The organism is Anaeromassilibacillus sp. An250, from assembly GCF_002159845.1.
Taxonomy (GTDB): Bacteria; Bacillota; Clostridia; order Oscillospirales; family Acutalibacteraceae; genus Anaeromassilibacillus; species Anaeromassilibacillus stercoravium.
Genome location: NZ_NFJK01000005.1, coordinates 106564 through 123004, shown reverse-complemented (window position 1 = coordinate 123004; position 16441 = coordinate 106564). Strand labels below are relative to the sequence as shown.

The following is a 16441-nucleotide window of genomic DNA, read 5'->3' as shown; positions in this document are numbered from 1 at the left end:
TCGCTTCTCCTATCTCCGTGTATTCTGATAAAACGCTTCGATCTCTGCTTCTTCCCGGCTCATTCCTTTTTTCTCCATGGAAGAAATTGTTTTGAGCATTTTCTGGTAATCGTTGGGCATGATCTTTTTGAACAGCGGCACAAAGGCCTCGAAGTCCGCAAGGATCTCTTTTGCCAGGGCAGAACCGGTGTTCTCAAAATGTTCCGAAAGGATCGCCTTCAGCTCTTCGATATCATGCTTTTCCGTCAGGTTTTCGATGGTTACAAGTTCCTTGTTGACCTTTCGATATAGATCGTGTTCCCGGTCGAGCACATAGGCGATGCCGCCGCTCATACCAGCGGCAAAGTTTTTGCCCGTCCTCCCCAGGACGACCGCAACACCGCCGGTCATATATTCACAGCCGTGGTCCCCTACGCCTTCCACCACAGCGAGTGCGCCCGAATTGCGCACGCAGAAGCGCTCGCCGGCGATTCCGTTGATAAAGGCTTTGCCGCTCGTGGCTCCATAGAGCGCCACATTGCCGATGATGACATTCTCTTCCGCTGCAAAACGGCTTCCTTTCGGCGGGAATACCACCAACTTCCCCCCGGACAGGCCCTTTCCGAAATAGTCGTTGCTGTCGCCGGAGAGCCGGATCGTAACGCCTTTTGGAAGGAATGCGCCAAAGGACTGGCCTCCGCCTCCGTGACAGAGGATCTGGTAGGTGTCCTCTGGAAGCGAATTGCCAAACCGCTGCGTCACTTCCGAGCCAAACCGCGTGCCGACCGTCCGGTCCGTGCTGGAAACCTGCAATTCCACCTGCCCCGGTTTCCCGTTCATCAAGTTCTGATGAAGTTTTGGAAGGATGACCCGTTCATCCACCGTCTTTTCCAACGCAAACGCATAGGCATCTTCCTTGCGGTAATGGCAAGTCCCCTGGTATGGATGGTTCAGAATCTTGGTGAGGTCCACCAGCTTCCCGCGGGGCGCTGCGGAATTCTCACGCTTTTTCAGCAGGTCTGTCCGTCCCACCAATTCGTCGATCGTGCGGATGCCCAGCCGCGCCATGATCTCCCGTACCTCTTCTGCGATAAACCGCATAAAGTTGACGATATACTCGGGCTTTCCGGAAAAGCGCTTGCGCAGCTCCGGGTTTTGGGTGGCGATTCCAAACGGACAGGTATCCAAATTGCATACGCGCATCATCATGCACCCCATGGTGACCAGGGGCGCTGTGGCAAAACCGAATTCCTCCGCGCCCAACATGCAGGCAATGGCCACATCCCGGCCGCTCATGAGCTTGCCGTCTGTTTCAATCCGCACATGGGAACGCAGGCCGTTTTTCATCAGCGTCTGATGCACCTCGGACAGCCCCAACTCCCAAGGCATGCCGGCGTTGTGGATGGAGTTGCGGGGGGCCGCGCCGGTGCCGCCGTCGTAACCGGAAATCAACACGACGCTTGCGCCCGCCTTGGCCACGCCCGCCGCAATGGTCCCGACGCCGGCCTCCGACACCAGCTTGACGGAAATATCCGCGTTGTGGTTGGCATTTTTCAGGTCATAGATGAGCTGCGCTAAGTCCTCAATAGAATAGATGTCGTGGTGTGGGGGCGGCGAAATCAGGGAGACGCCCGGCGTGGAATAGCGGGTCTTTGCAATCCACGGATAGACCTTTCTGCCAGGTAGGTGTCCGCCCTCACCCGGCTTCGCCCCCTGCGCCATTTTGATCTGGATCTCTTTCGCGGAGACCAGGTATTCGCTGGTCACGCCAAAGCGCCCGGAAGCCACCTGTTTGATCGCGCTGCAATACTCGGAGGAAAGCCGCTCCGGAAGCTCGCCGCCCTCGCCGGAATTGGATTTGCCGCCGATCTGGTTCATAGCGAGCGCCATGCATTTATGCGCTTCCTCCGAGATGGAGCCGTATGACATGGCGCCGGTTTTAAACCGCTTGACGATGCTGTCCACTGGTTCCACTTCTTCCAGAGGAATTCCGCCGTCCGGATCGAACACAAAGTCGATCAGGCCGCGAAGCGTGTGGGGCCTTGTCTCGTCGTCCACCATAGCGGTATATTCTTTAAATTTTTCATAACTCCCCGACCTCGTAGCCTGCTGTAAGGCGACAATGACCTGCGGGGAATAGAGATGGTCGTCTTTGTCCTTTCCGCTCCGCAGATTGTAACTGCCGGAGGAATCCAGCGTTGTGTCCACGCCCAGCCCCAGGGGATCAAACGCATGGGAATGCCGCACATGGATGTCCTGGTCGATCTCCTCCAGGCCGATGCCCTCCACCCGGCTGACGGTATTGGTAAAATAGGCATCGATCACCGACTTTTTGATGCCGATGGCCTCAAAAATCTGAGCGGATTGATACGATTGCAGCGTCGAAATGCCCATCTTGGATGCAATTTTGACCACGCCGCTCAAGATCGCTTTGTCGTAATCCTCAATGGCCACATACAGATCCTTATCGAGCATGTTGTTTTCGATCAGTTCTGCAATGGCTTCATGGGCAAGATAGGGGTTGATCGCAATCGCGCCATACCCTAACAGGGTTGCGAAGTGGTGCACGTCGCGGGGTTCCCCGCTTTCCAGGATAATGGAGATCGCCGTGCGCTTCTTGGTCCGGATCAAATACTGCTCGATTGCGGACACCGCCAAGAGCGAGGGGATCGCTACGTGGTTTTCATCCACCCCGCGGTCCGACAGGACGATGATATTGGCGCCGTTCTTATAAGCTTTGTCCACCTGGACGAACAGCCGGTCCAGCGCCCGTTTGACCGGTGTGTTTTTATAATATAGCAGGGAGACCGTGTCGGTCTTGAGCCCCCGCCGGTTGAGGCTTTTGATCTTGAGCATATCCACGCTCGTTAAAATCGGGTTGTTGATCTGCAGCACCATGCAGTTCTCCGCCTTCTCCTGGAGGAGGTTCCCGTCCGACCCAGCATATACGGTCGTATTGGTGACGACTTTTTCCCGGATGGCGTCGATCGGCGGGTTCGTCACCTGGGCAAAGCTCTGCTTAAAATAATTGAACAGGGGCTGGTGCTTGTCGGACAGCACCGCGATGGGAATATCGATACCCATGGAGGCGGTCTGTTCGTTCCCGTCGCGCGCCATTGGAAGAATGGCCGTCTTCAGATCTTCATATGTGTAACCAAACGCCTTGTACAGCTTATCCCGCAGTTCCTGCGGGTGTGTCTCCACCTTGTGGTTGGGCACCTTGAGCTCCGAGAGCTCCACGACGTTCTTATCCAGCCATTCGCCATAGGGCTGTTGGTGTGCATACGTGCTTTTGAGCTCTTCGTCCGAGATGATCGCGCCGCGCACCATGTCGACCACCAGCATCTTGCCCGGCTCCAAGCGGGATTTCTGCACAATTTTTTCCGGCGGGATATCCAGCACCCCCACCTCGGAGGCGAGGATCACGGTGTCGTCCTCCAATACATAGTAACGGGAGGGACGCAGGCCGTTGCGGTCCAGCGTTGCACCCACAAGGTCGCCGTCGGAGAACAAAACCGCAGCAGGGCCGTCCCAGGGCTCCATCATGGTGGCGTAATAGCGGTAGAAGTCTTTCTTTTCCCGGCTGATGTTGTCATCGCTCTCCCAAGGTTCTGGGATCGTAATCATCATCGCCTTTGGCAGTTCCATCCCGCTCATCACGAGGAATTCGATGGTGTTGTCCAGGATTGCCGAGTCGGAACCATTGTCGTCCACCACAGGGAGGATCTTATCCATATTCGCCTGAAGATCGGGTGAGAACATCGTCTCCTCCCGGGCAAGCATGCGGTCTACATTGCCGCGGATCGTGTTGATCTCGCCGTTGTGGAGCAGGAAGCGGTTCGGATGAGCGCGTTCCCAGCTTGGGTTCGTATTGGTGGAGAAACGAGAGTGCACCAGCGCCATGGCGGAGACGTAATCCTCGTCCTGCAAATCCGAATAGAACTCCCGCAGCTGATTCACGAGGAACATCCCTTTGTAGACAATCGTCCGGCTGGATAGGGACGCGACATAGGTGTCGTTGCCGCTCTGCTCAAAGGTGCGCCGGACCACATACAATTTCCGGTCAAAGGCAATGCCGCTGGGGATCTCCTTTGGCTTTTTGATGAAACATTGATAAATCTCCGGCATACAGTCGAGCGCTTTCTGACCCAAGATTTCGGGGTGGACTGGGACCTTCCGCCAGAATCCAAAAAGCAGCCCCTCTTTCTTTACAATGACCTCCAGCATCTTTTGCGCCTGCGTGCGCAGGAGTTTGTTCTGGGGAAAGAAGAACATCCCCACGCCGTATTCCCGCTCGCCACCGATGGAGACGCCCTTTTCCCGGGCAATCTTTTCAAAGAAGGGATGGGAAATTTGCAGCATGATTCCCACGCCGTCGCCCACCTTTCCGGTGGCGTCCTTGCCTGCGCGGTGTTCCAGCTTTTCTACAATCTTTAACGCATCGTCAACCACCTTGTGGCTTTTCTTCCCCTTGATATTGATAACGGCGCCGATGCCGCATGCATCGTGCTCGAACGATTCCTGATATAGGCCGTTTTGTCGTTGTTCCATGGTGAAACCCCCGTTCCGTTTATTTGCCGCTGTCTCCATAGTTGGCCAAGACCCGCGCGGACGGGTCCTGGACGTCGCATCCTTCCCAGTCTTTGTTCGGCATCCAGAAGTCCGAAATCATCTCTGCCTGTCCTGGGTAATACTGTTCAAACAAATCCCGATACAGCAGGGATTCCTTTGTAAACGGTGTGGCAAAGGCGTATTTTTTGCAGCCGGCTTCAAATTCTTCGTCGCTGTATTGTTCCTCAGCATATGCCTTCAAATCGTCCACCATGGAATGACCCACTGCGTCCGAGAAGGCCGCCTTTTCCCTCATCAAAATATCGTGGGGCAAATAGTCCCCCTCAAAGGCATGGCGCAGCAGATATTTTCCCTTTCCATATGTGTTCAGCTTCTTCGCCGGATCGACGCTCATCACATACTCCACAAAGGCCAGATCTCCAAACGGGACCCGCGCTTCCAGGGAGTTGACGGAAATACAGCGGTCCGCGCGCAGCACGTCGTACATATAGAGTTCCCGGACACGCTTTTCCGATTCCTTTTGGAACGCTTGGGCGTCCGGAGCAAAATCCGTATATTTATAGCCGAACAGCTCGTCGGAAATCTCGCCGGTCAGCAGTACGCGGATGTCGGTCTTTTCATGCACATACTTGCACACCAAGTACATACCGATACTCGCGCGTATGGTGGTGATGTCGTAGGTCCCCAGAAGGGCCACAACCTTTGGAAGGGCCTCCAAAACATCCTCTTTGGTGATGATCACTTCATGGTGATGGGAACCGATATACTCGGCGACCTCCCTCGCGTACTTGAGGTCAATCGCGTCCGTGTCCATGCCGATCGCAAAGGTCTCGATGGGCTTCTTCAGAAGTTTTGCCGCCACAGAACAGACCAAAGAGGAATCCAATCCGCCGCTGAGTAGGAAACCCAGCGGCACGTCGGAATCCAGCCGCTTTTCGATCCCAGCAACCAATTTCTCGCGGATCTTCCGGCAGACAGTTTCCAAATCGTCCTCGCAGACTGTCTCCACCGTTGTCATATCGCGGTAACAGACAAAACTTTCCCCGTCGTAATAATGCCCCGGCGGGAACGGAATGATCTTTTTGCAGAGGCCCACCAAGTTTTTCGCCTCGCTTGCAAAGAGCATATCCCCGTTTTCATCTTTTCCATAGAAAAGTGGCCGGATGCCGATGGGGTCGCGCGCCGCAATAAATTTATCGCGCCTGTGGTCATACAGCACCAGGGCAAACTCTGCATCCAACATGCGGAACATATCCACCCCGTATTCCCGGTAAAGGGGTAGCAGAATCTCGCAGTCTGACTCGCTGTAAAACCGGTATCCCTTTTGTTTTAACTGTTCTTTTACCGGCCGGAAGCCATAGATTTCCCCATTGCAGATCAGGTAATCCCCGTCCAAGGAAAAGGGCTGCATCCCTTCCGGCTGGAGGCCCATAATCGCCAAGCGATGGAACCCAAACAATCCGTTGCCTATATGGATAATACGGGCGTCATCCGGCCCCCTTGAGATGGTCCTATCAAACCCTTTCTGAAACGTTTCCAGCGGCATACTCTTACCGCAATACCCCATAATGGAACACATATCCATTTCCTCCTTATTTGATGCGTAAGCGCAGATTTCTCCGAAGAACCTTTGGAGCAATCTACGCTTACTGCGGGACCGTCTATTGAATAGCCGCCCAATTGTAACGTTGTGTTTCTCTTTCAGCCGCTTTGTACAAATCCACAAAACAGCTTTGTTTCTTCCTCTGTGCGGGTCCCTTATATTGTAAAAAGCACCTTCCGACCCCATTCTGCGTAGGTTCGCTTTCCCGCATCATCCACTGATATGGTCAACGAACGCCAAAGAGCAGATCGCCATAATTCGGGTACGGATAGAATTTCCGGTCCATCACGCCTTCGATCTCGTCCGCCACAATGCGCAGTTCGTTCATCGCACCAAAGACCTCCGTGCGGTAATATTGCGCCTTTGCCAGCTCGTCACATTCCATATGCGTCAGCTTCATCAGAACCTCTTCCAGATCCTTGGTCCTCTGGTACATGCTGCCACACAGACCGGAGATCATCCGGATCCGTTCTTCTTCATAACTGCAATCTGCATCCGGTACCGCTGCCTTTTTCGCTACAACCGTCTCGCTCAGCTGCTTTGTATAAGCCGAGTACGCGGGAAGCAAATCCTTATTGGCCATGTCGAGCATGGTCACCGCTTCAATGTTGAGAATTTTGCTGTAGTTCTCCAGCAAAATCTCATACCGCGCCCGAATCTCCGTTTCGGTGAACACCTTGTGCGTTTTAAAGAGCTGGATGTTCTTTTCTTTGACGAAGTATGGCAGGCAATCCGGCGTCGTCTTTAGGTTCAGCAGGCCGCGTCTTTCCGCCTCGGCGATCCACTGGTCGTCGTAGCCGTTGCCATTAAAGATGATACGCTTGTGTTCCTTGATGGTGTCGCGGATCAAATCATGCAATGTTTCGTTGAAGTCCTCGCTCTGTTCCAAAACATCGGCAAACTGCCGCAGGCTTTCTGCAACCGCAGTGTTGAGCACAATGTTGGCCCCGGAAATAGAGTCGCTGGAACCGAGCATACGGAACTCAAATTTGTTGCCAGTGAAGGCAAACGGAGAGGTGCGGTTCCGATCCGTCGCATCTTTTGGGAAGCGCGGCAGGATATGTACGCCCACCTTCCAAAGTTCTTTTTCTTTCGTGCCATATTGTTCATCCTTTTCGATGGAATCGAGAATCTCGGTCAATTCCGTTCCAAGGAACATGGATACAATTGCCGGCGGCGCTTCATTGGCGCCCAAGCGGTGGTCGTTTCCTGCGGAGGCCACCGAAATGCGGAGCAAGTCTTGATAATCGTCCACCGCCTTGATGACCGCACATAGGAACAGCAGGAACTGCGCGTTTTCATGCGGCGTATCCCCCGGATCGAGCAGGTTCTTTCCAGTGTTGGTGGAGATCGACCAGTTGTTGTGCTTTCCGGAGCCATTGACCCCTGCAAAAGGCTTTTCATGGAGCAGGCAGACAAGGTTGTGCCGTTTGGCAATCCGCTGCATCAGTTCCATGGTCAACTGGTTGTGGTCCGTAGCGATATTGGTCGTGGTGAAGATCGGCGCCAACTCGTGCTGCGCGGGCGCAACCTCGTTGTGCTCGGTCTTGGCCAGAACACCGAGCTTCCAAAGCTCTTCGTTCAGGTCTTCCATAAACTCAGCCACCCTGGTTTTGATGGTGCCGAAATAGTGGTCGTCGAGTTCCTGTCCCTTTGGCGGCTTCGCCCCAAAGAGCGTTCTTCCGGTATAAATCAAGTCCGGCCGTTTATCAAACATTTCCCGCTCAACCAGGAAGTACTCCTGTTCCGGCCCAACCGTCGTTTTGACCGAGGTCACATCGCCGTCACCGAAGAGCTTCAACACCCGCACCGCCTGTTTGCTGATGGCCTCCATGGAGCGGAGCAAAGGCGTCTTTTTATCCAAGGCTTCCCCTCCGTAGGAGCAGAACGCCGTAGGAATACAAAGCGTCTTCCCCTTGATAAATGCATAGGAAGTGGGGTCCCAAGCGGTGTAGCCCCTCGCTTCAAAGGTTGCGCGCAGGCCGCCGGATGGGAACGAGGAGGCGTCCGGCTCCCCTTGGATCAGCTCCTTGCCGGAAAATTCCAAAATGACGCGCCCATCTTCGATTGGGGTGATAAAACTGTCATGCTTTTCTGCGGTGATTCCCGTCATCGGCTGGAACCAATGGGTAAAGTGGGTTGCCCCCTTTTCAATCGCCCAGTCCTTCATCGCATTCGCAACCACATTGGCAACTGTATTGTCCAGATGTTTCCCCTGCTTAATGGTGCGCTGCAGCTGCTTATACGTCTCGTTGGGCAAACGTTCCCTCATAACAGAATCGCTGAAAACGTTCGTTCCAAAAACGCTTGTGATTGTGTTCATAACAATACCCCTTTTCATAGAAAATAAATAAAACGGCAAAGGCGTCGTAGAAAGAATGTTTCTACGACGCCTTTGCCGTTTTTCGGAACAAAATCGAAAAAGTTTTCCTCCATCTGTCTTCCATTTACAGAGGAACAAAGCTTCTTTTATAACCCAGCCTTTTCACAGGCCGAGCGTCTTTGCCTGCGACGTCATCGCCGCTTGCTTGTCTGTACAGCAGTATACGAGCAAATCAATCCTTTGTCAAGCCCTTTTTTAAATTTTTTGCAATTACAATCAATGTAAATTTCATTTTCTAAAAATTTCCCAAAAAGTGGATTTCTCGTATGATGTGGATTTCCCTAGGTTTTAACTATTTTTTATTTTGATTTCTCAAAGCTTGAAACAGTTTTATGAAGGAAGTTATTATAAAATTTCATATTGCCTAGGAAAGCTCCGGAAAACTGTACAAATTTTTCCTTCGTCCGGGTTCAGATTTTTCGTTGACAAATCTAGTTGTTCATACTATGATTATTAATAAATTGTGAATATAAACATTCAATATGGGCAATGGCGTTCATAGTATCGAAGGAGGATGATTTCCTCATTTTGGGATATCTATGGACGTTTTTCTTTAAGGCCGCTTTTTCGCCTGTTAAAGGGATAAACCCGGCCAAAGCACCCCATCATATCCCGGCGTAACGCCGCCAAAAGGAGTGAATCGTTGTGTATCGCTACGATGAAGTGATGACTTATTGTCAGGAAGAAGATGTAAAATTTATCCGCCTGGCCTTCTGCGATTTAGCCGGAAATCAAAAAAATATTGCCATTATGCCTACCGAACTCGGACGGGCTTTTGAATATGGGATTTCCTTTGACGCTTCCGCGATCCAAGGCTTTGGCGACGAAACCAAATCCGACCTATTCCTTTTCCCCGACCCTTCTACGCTTTCTGTATTGCCTTGGCGCCCCACGCAAGGCCGGGTTGTGCGGATGTTTTGTGAGATTCAAAATCCCGATGGCACCCCCTTCCAACGGGACAGCCGGTTCCTTCTGAAAAAGGCCATTGCACGGGCTAAAAAGATGGATGTTGCCTGTTACTTTGGGGCGGAATTCGAATTTTATCTGTTCCAAACCGACGAAAATGGATTCCCCACAAAGGCGCCCTTTGACCACGCCGGATATATGGATATCGCCCCAGAGGACCGGGGGGAAAACGTCCGCCGCGACATCTGCTTGACATTGAGCGATATGGGGATCCGGCCGGAGGGCTCCCACCACGAAGAAGGGCCGGGACAGAACGAGATCGACTTCCGATACAGCGATGCCCTCTCTGCCGCGGATAACGCTGTGACATTTAAATCCGTCGCCCAGAACATCGCCATGCAGAACGGGCTTTATGCCTGCTTCTCCCCTAAGCCTTTAAGTGGGCAGTGCGGGAACGGCCTACATATCAATATCTCGATCAAAAGCCCTGGCGGGCAAAAGGACACGGATGCCTTTATCGCAGGGATTCTCAGCCACATCCGTGAGATCACGGCCTTTTTAAACCCCACCGAAGAATCCTATCTCCGCTTGGGAGAACAGAAAGCGCCGCGATATTTGACGTGGTCCTCGGAAAACCGCTCTCAGCTTATCCGCATCCCTGCTGCGAGGGGGGAATACAAGCGGTTTGAACTGCGTTCTCCTGATCCGACGGCCAATCCATACCTCGCCTATGCCCTGCTGATCTACGCGGGGCTGGACGGCATCCGGAAGCAAATGCCATTGTGCGCGCCTTTGGACGTTAATCTTTTTACAGCGGACCGCTCGGTCACGGACCCCCTGGAGACCCTTCCTGCCACTTTGGAGGAAGCTCTTTTGTTGGCCCATCAAAGCGAGCTCATTCGGGAATTTATTCCAGAAATCTTATAATCTGCAATTTATTCCTAGGACTGTCTAAGAGAGGAGTGAATCCACATGATGCAACCAAAAAGGCCGTGTAGTGTCCTGGTGGTATCCTCTGGGCAAAAGACAGGTGCGCTTTTCAAGGACTTGTTGCCAGCAAGCAACTTTTCCCCGATTCGATCTGCGCCTACCGTTGGCGAAGCCAAGCGGATGTTGGTGGACAGGCCTTTCGATATCCTGATTATCAACACCCCTCTATCCGACGATTTCGGCATCCAGTTTGCCATTGATGCCGCAGAAACACAGGGGCCGGGTATTCTCCTATTTGTCCGCGCGGACCTGCAAGATCCGATCAGCCAAAAGGTGGAGGATTACGGCATTTTGACGTTGCCCAAGCCGGTCAACCGCCAAGTCGTATACCAGTCTGTAAAGCTGCTTTTTGCAACCCGGCAAAGGCTCCGGGCCCTGGAAGAAAAGGCCACTTCCCTGCAAAGCAAGATGGAGGAGATCCGGCTAGTTAACCGCGCAAAGCTCCTGCTGATGGAGCATTTGAAGATGAGTGAGGCGGAGGCACACCGGCACATCGAAAAAGCCGCCATGGACGCTTGCGTCAAGCGCCGAAACATTGCGGAACAAATTATTCGAACCTATGAAAGTAGCGTGTAATCGTATGCGTTGTAGCACGGCACTTTCTAATGGTTATAAAAATGCATTTACATTGTAAAAGACCAGGCTGGAATTCAGCCTGGTCTTTTTGTCACATCACAAGAGCCTTTATAACATAACTCGCGTCTCAGCTCAATTCAAACATGCCATTGTAGAGCTGATAATATCTTCCCTTCTGTGCAAGCAGGTCTTTGTGGTCACCGCGCTCCACAATCTCGCCGTGCTCCAGGACCATAATGGCATTCGCATTGCGCACCGTACTCAGGCGGTGGGCAATGACAAAGACGGTACGCCCCTCCATCAGTTGGTCCATCCCCTTCTCAATCAAGGATTCCGTGCGTGTGTCGATGGACGACGTCGCCTCGTCGAGAATCAAAACAGGTGGATCGGCCACAGCAGCCCGGGCGATGGCCAAGAGCTGGCGCTGCCCTTGGGAGAGGTTGGCGCCGTCCGCCGTCACCATTGTCTGGTATCCCTGTGGAAGCCTTCGAATAAAGGAATCTGCATTGGCGATGCGGGCCGCTTTTTTGATTTCTTCGTCGGTTGCATCCAGCTTGCCGAAGCGGATATTGTCCGCAATGGTGCCGGTAAACAGGTGGGTATCTTGGAGGACGATCCCCAAGGAGCGCCGGAGGGCGTCTTTTTTGATGTCCTTGACATCGATCCCGTCATAGGTGACGCTGCCGCCCTGCACATCATAGAAGCGGTTAATCAGGTTGGTAATGGTGGTCTTCCCTGCGCCAGTCGACCCTACAAAGGCAATCTTTTGCCCCGGCTTTGCATAGAGGGTGATATTTTTAAGGATCGGATGATTGGATTCATACGCAAAATCCACATTCTGAAAACGGACGTCGCCCCGCAGAGGAACCAATGCGCCATCTTCTTTGCGCCAAGCCCAATGGCCGGTCTTTTTTTGGCATGGAATCCATGTCCCATCCTTTTCTTCCACATTGACCAGATCGACCTTTCCCTCGTCGACCTCCGGTTTTAAGTGCATGGCATCAAAGACCCGTTCTGCGCCTGCCAGAGCAGCCAACAAGAAATTGCTCTGCTGGGTAAACTGGTTAATCGGCAGCGCAGCCTGCCGGACAAATACCAAGTAGCTGGCCAGGCTGCCGACGTCGGTCATTCCCTGCAGCGCCATAATTCCGCCCAGAACCGCTACGATCGCATAATTGATATAGGATATGCTGACGACGGCGGGAACCATTGTCGCTGCATAGCTCTGTGCCCCGGTCCCTGCCTTACGCAGGGCTTCATTTTTTTCCTGAAAGCCCTTTAGATTGGCGTCCTCATGGTTGAATACCTTGATGACTTTTTGTCCGTTTACCATCTCTTCAATGTAGCCATCCAAATCCCCTAAGCTTTCCTGCTGGCGTGTGTAGTACGTTTTGCTGCGTTTGCCGCTGAACTGGATGTACCAGAACATCACGGCATAGCACACAACCACGATCATCGAAAGCTGCCAATTGAGGATGAACAGGATGACCAGCGTGCCCACCATCTGAATGAAGCTCTGTATCGCCATTGCAAAGCTGTTGTTCAGGGCGTCGGAAATCGTATCGACGTCGTTGGTAAAATAGCTCATCACGTCGCCGTGCCGCTGGGTATCAAAGAACTTGAGGGGCAATGTCTGCAAATGGGCGAACAGGTCCCGGCGAATATCGTAGAGCACCTGCTGGGCCGCTTTTACCATGGCCTGTGTATAGCCGTACGCGGACAATGCCCCCACTCCATAGATCGCGGCCGTGAGCAGCACGCCCATGAGCAAATCCCTTACATTCCCGGATGCCAGATTGTTGACCACCGGCCGGATCATATACGTCCCCAGCAGATTGGCCACGGCGCTGATGGTCACCAGAATCGCCACCAGCAGCAGGATGAATTTGTGACGCCCCATGTAGGACAGCAGCATGCGCAGGGTATAGCGCAAATCTTGAGGCTTTTTAGCATTGAGCTGCCGTGCTGCCATATTCATCCCCTCCTTTCATCTGAGACCGGTAAATCTCCTGGTAAATTGGATCGCTCGCCAACAGCTCTTTATGCGTGCCGATAGCGTGTATCTTGCCGTCGTCCAGAATGACAATCTGGTCTGTGTGCATGACTGAGGTGATCCTCTGAGCGATGATAATTTTGGTTACATCAGAGAGTCCCGCCAATGCGGTGCGGATCTTTCCCTCTGTCGCCGTATCGACCGCACTGGTGGAATCATCAAAGATCATCACCTTAGGGCGTTTTAAGAGGGTTCGGGCAATGCAAAGACGCTGTTTCTGTCCGCCGGAGATGTTGTTTGCCCCCTGTCCGAGGTCGGTATCCAACCCCCTGGGCATGCGCTCCAAAAATTCATCGGCACACGCCGTCCGGCAGGCGGCCCATAAGGTTTCGTCGTCGGCTTCCGGGTTGCCCCACTGCAAGTTCTCCCGCACGGTGCCGGAGAATAGGACATTCTTCTGTAAGATCATCCCCACGGCATCCCGCAGGGACCGGAGATCGTACTCCCGTACATCATGGCCTCCAACCTTAACGGACCCTTCGGTCGCATCATAAAGCCGCGGGATAAGCTGCACCAAGGTCGTTTTGGAAGAGCCTGTCCCTCCCAGAATTCCGATCGTTTGGCCGGCCTGAATATGCAATGTGACGCCGGAGAGCGCGTATTCCTGCGCGTCCTCATGGTATTTGAACGAGACATTCTCAAAATCGATGCGCCCATCCGGAATCTCTTTTCTGGCGTTCTCCGGGGAGGTCAGCAGAACCGGTTCATCCAACACTTCGCTGATACGGTGCGCACTGGCCAAGGAGCGTGTAAGCAGCAAAAACACATTGGCAATCATCATCAAAGAGTTCATAACCTGCATTACATAGCTCAGGAACCCGGTGAGATCGCCCACCTGTAAAGTGGAATGCAAGATCATATTGCCGCCGAACCACATGATGAGGACAATGGCAGCGTACATGACAAATTGGAATGCCGGCAGGTTTAAAACCGCATAGTGAAAGGTCGTCTGGCTGGAATCCATCAGATCCTGGTTGACATCCCGGAATTTTTCCTCCTCATATTCCCCGCGAACAAACGCTTTGACTGCGCGGATGGCTGTCAAACCCTCCTGTACGACGTTGTTCAGCCGGTCGACCACCTTTTGCAGGCGGCCATACATCGGTCCTACCTTTCGTAGGATAAAAAACAGGATAATCCCCAGAACCGGCGTACACACCACAAAGATCAGCGCCAGCCGTGGGCTCATCCAAAAGGACAGGGCCACGCCCATAATCAACATGGATGGGCCGCGGAACAGCGGACGGAATCCGCCGTTGATCGCATTTTGTAGAACGGTGACGTCCGTGGTCATGCGGGTCACAAGGGACGAGGTATCAAAATGGTCCAAATTTGCAAAGGAATATTTCTGCACCTGTTCATACTGTGCCGCGCGGATCTGCGCACCCCAACCATATGCGGCACGGGCAGCAAAACGGGCATATAGCAATCCGGTTATCAATGCCAAGATCGCGCAAATCCCCATCTGTATCCCCTTTGAAAAGATATAAGGGATATCCCCGTTTGCGACGCCGACGTCGATGAGGTCGGCAATCAGCACCGGGATAAACAGTTCAAAACAGGTCTCCACAAAGATCAGCAGCGCGCCGATGAGCATGTCCTTCCGATAAGGCCCTAAATACTTCAGCAACCGCTTCATATCTTGCATAGCGGTTCCTCCTCTCTCTCTCGGAAGTTATGATACGCTCGAATGAGGTAATCGGCAAATTGCGCCCGCTCCTGGTCGGAAAACCCCTTGAGCATGATCTCTTCCATCTTCTGATAATTTCCCCGCCAAATTTTCGCCATGGTGTGTCCCTGTTCGGTGAGCTCCACCAAATCCTTGCGCCGGCTCTCTGGGTGGGCCTTCCGTGTTACAAACCCGCTTTTCTCCAGTGCACACAGCATCCGTGACACAGCGGCAGGGTCAATTTCAAAATATTCCGCCAGTTCCCGCTGGCTGCATGGCCCCTGCCGTTCCAGATGGACCAGGAGCTTCGGTTGGCCTGTTCCCAACCCGGATTCCCCCAGAAAGGACCGCAGATATCCCCGCTGGGCATGAAACGCACGATGCAGCAGCATATAAAACGTGTTTTCCATTCCCTTCACCTCGCCACAATAATTGATATATCAATAATTGACATATCAATTATAATCACATCAATTTGATTGTCAATGTGTGAATTGCTCAATTCATTTGTGAACCTCTGTATTATTTTTATCAGATTCTTCCGTGTAAAGCCACAGAGCTGAGGTTAAGGAATTTCTTGCTTTACGCAAAAATGCCGCCCTCCCCCGTATTGTGGAGTCGGGCGGCGTGAGAAATGGGATCGACCGCTTGAAAGTGGACCACTTATATGGAACGAATCCAAGCGTTACGAGACATTTTTCTCTTCACCTACATGGAAACGTTTTTTCTCTGGGAAACCCTCTTTCACTCCCGAACCGGCGACGCTTGAGCAGGAGCAGCAGCATCAAATAGCATCCAACCAGCAAAAGCGAAAAATTGTACCTGGAACGCAGTAAAAGCAGGAATCCTGCGATGGCCAACGGCAGCAATGCCAAAACGGAGACCGCTGTTCCCACACGCGCCGCCGTCTCCTCCCGTAGGCGCAGGCAAAGCAATGCGTGCAGGGCCTGGCCACCGTCGAGTGGATCGATTGGCAGAAGGTTCATCGCCCCGATCATGAGATTGGCGATGGCAAACTTTTTTGCGCCAGTCCCAAGGAGCAACATGCAGGTTCCTCCCACAAGCAGGTTGACACAGGGCCCGGCCAGGTCCACTGCTGCCTCCCGCAGATAGCCGCGTGGTTCCCCTCTCCGTACAATTTCCACGCCAAAGGGATTCAACCGGATGGCCTTGGGAGGTTCGCCAACCGCAAAAAGCACCGCTAAATGGCCGCATTCATGCAAAGCTGCGGCCGCAATGCCCGGCCCGGCCATCCCATCGGTGTCCAGCAATAAGAAAAAGGCCAGCATTGCCACAAAGAGGAATCCCACTGTCACGCGGCAGGTTCCGATGGAAAATGTCATGAGCTCTCCGGCTCCGACGATTCCGGGGCGGAAGAAGCCCTCGGAAATAGCTCCAACACCTTGGTTTTAAATGAATCGGCCTGTTCTTCCGCAACAATGGAATTATTGATCTGTTTGACATACCAATCCCGTATATTGGTGTAGAGATCCCCGCCAAACACCTTGAGCGCCAACGCAGCTACAATCACCACTCCGCATACGGTCACCTGTATGACGGTTAAAAGCCAGGAACTGGCGCGCTTTGCTTTCTTGTGCGACAGCCCTTCCAAGGAATCGTAAAGTCCCGGTTCGGAAGGTATTTGCCTCGCATCCTGCGTGTCTCTTTGATATTCTTCCTCATAATCGAATCCGTTCATTCTTCCATCCC

General features: G+C 52.9%; 10 protein-coding genes. 2 read left to right on the top strand and 8 right to left on the bottom strand.

Annotation, left to right across the window (positions count from 1 at the left end; translation table 11 throughout):
* Positions 1 to 9 precede the first annotated feature (9 nt).
* The 3 genes from gltB to B5F54_RS06195 form a co-directional block, all read right to left on the bottom strand.
* Positions 10 to 4530, bottom strand: coding sequence for a glutamate synthase large subunit (gene gltB / locus B5F54_RS06205; RefSeq protein WP_087232014.1), 4521 nt, complete (start codon positions 4528 to 4530; stop codon positions 10 to 12).
* A gap of 19 nt (positions 4531 to 4549) precedes the next feature.
* Positions 4550 to 6130 carry an asparagine synthase B gene (gene asnB / locus B5F54_RS06200; protein ID WP_087232011.1) on the bottom strand — a complete coding sequence of 527 codons (1581 nt, stop codon included), beginning with the start codon at positions 6128 to 6130 and terminating at the stop codon, positions 4550 to 4552.
* Between the two features lie 250 nt (positions 6131 to 6380).
* Positions 6381 to 8477 carry a glutamine synthetase III family protein gene (locus B5F54_RS06195; RefSeq protein ID WP_087232008.1) on the bottom strand — a complete coding sequence of 699 codons (2097 nt, stop codon included), beginning with the start codon at positions 8475 to 8477 and terminating at the stop codon, positions 6381 to 6383.
* Positions 8478 to 9182: 705 nt separating this feature from the next.
* Between B5F54_RS06195 and B5F54_RS06190 the strand changes: the two genes are divergently transcribed.
* Both B5F54_RS06190 and B5F54_RS06185 read left to right on the top strand, forming a co-directional pair.
* Positions 9183 to 10370, top strand: coding sequence for a glutamine synthetase family protein (locus tag B5F54_RS06190; RefSeq protein ID WP_442856108.1), 1188 nt, complete (start codon positions 9183 to 9185; stop codon positions 10368 to 10370).
* 45 nt (positions 10371 to 10415) lie between these two features.
* Positions 10416 to 11009, top strand: coding sequence for an ANTAR domain-containing response regulator (locus B5F54_RS06185; RefSeq protein ID WP_087232005.1), 594 nt, complete (start codon positions 10416 to 10418; stop codon positions 11007 to 11009).
* Between the two features lie 127 nt (positions 11010 to 11136).
* Here the strand turns inward: B5F54_RS06185 and B5F54_RS06180 are convergent, their stop codons facing one another.
* From B5F54_RS06180 to B5F54_RS06160, 5 genes are all read right to left on the bottom strand, one after another.
* Positions 11137 to 12981: an ABC transporter ATP-binding protein gene (locus B5F54_RS06180; protein ID WP_087232002.1), complete on the bottom strand. Its 1845-nt coding sequence runs from the start codon at positions 12979 to 12981 to the stop codon at positions 11137 to 11139.
* Entirely contained in the window at positions 12956 to 14710 is a 1755-nt protein-coding gene (locus B5F54_RS06175; RefSeq protein WP_087231999.1) for an ABC transporter ATP-binding protein, read from the bottom strand. The genes B5F54_RS06180 and B5F54_RS06175 overlap by 26 nt, the downstream gene beginning before the upstream one ends.
* Positions 14698 to 15141, bottom strand: a complete 444-nt coding sequence (locus B5F54_RS06170) for a MarR family winged helix-turn-helix transcriptional regulator (protein ID WP_087231996.1) — start codon at positions 15139 to 15141, stop codon at positions 14698 to 14700. The genes B5F54_RS06175 and B5F54_RS06170 overlap by 13 nt, the downstream gene beginning before the upstream one ends.
* A 294-nt stretch (positions 15142 to 15435) precedes the next feature.
* Positions 15436 to 16074: a site-2 protease family protein gene (locus tag B5F54_RS06165; RefSeq protein WP_087231993.1), complete on the bottom strand. Its 639-nt coding sequence runs from the start codon at positions 16072 to 16074 to the stop codon at positions 15436 to 15438.
* Entirely contained in the window at positions 16071 to 16430 is a 360-nt protein-coding gene (locus tag B5F54_RS06160) for a hypothetical protein (protein ID WP_087231990.1), read from the bottom strand. Before B5F54_RS06160 ends, B5F54_RS06165 begins: the two co-directional genes overlap by 4 nt.
* Between the last annotated feature and the right edge of the window lie 11 nt (positions 16431 to 16441).

Bases quoted from the DNA above. Each gene is read 5' to 3' on its own strand.
- B5F54_RS06185 (WP_087232005.1), top strand. From the start codon at position 10,416: ATGATGCAACCAAAAAGGCCGTGTAGTGTCCTGGTGGTATCCTCTGGG.
- B5F54_RS06160 (WP_087231990.1), bottom strand. From the start codon at position 16,430: ATGAACGGATTCGATTATGAGGAAGAATATCAAAGAGACACGCAGGAT.
- B5F54_RS06165 (WP_087231993.1), bottom strand. From the start codon at position 16,074: ATGACATTTTCCATCGGAACCTGCCGCGTGACAGTGGGATTCCTCTTT.
- gltB (WP_087232014.1), bottom strand. From the start codon at position 4,530: ATGGAACAACGACAAAACGGCCTATATCAGGAATCGTTCGAGCACGAT.
- B5F54_RS06195 (WP_087232008.1), bottom strand. From the start codon at position 8,477: ATGAACACAATCACAAGCGTTTTTGGAACGAACGTTTTCAGCGATTCT.
- asnB (WP_087232011.1), bottom strand. From the start codon at position 6,130: ATGTGTTCCATTATGGGGTATTGCGGTAAGAGTATGCCGCTGGAAACG.
- B5F54_RS06180 (WP_087232002.1), bottom strand. From the start codon at position 12,981: ATGGCAGCACGGCAGCTCAATGCTAAAAAGCCTCAAGATTTGCGCTAT.
- B5F54_RS06175 (WP_087231999.1), bottom strand. From the start codon at position 14,710: ATGCAAGATATGAAGCGGTTGCTGAAGTATTTAGGGCCTTATCGGAAG.
- B5F54_RS06170 (WP_087231996.1), bottom strand. From the start codon at position 15,141: ATGGAAAACACGTTTTATATGCTGCTGCATCGTGCGTTTCATGCCCAG.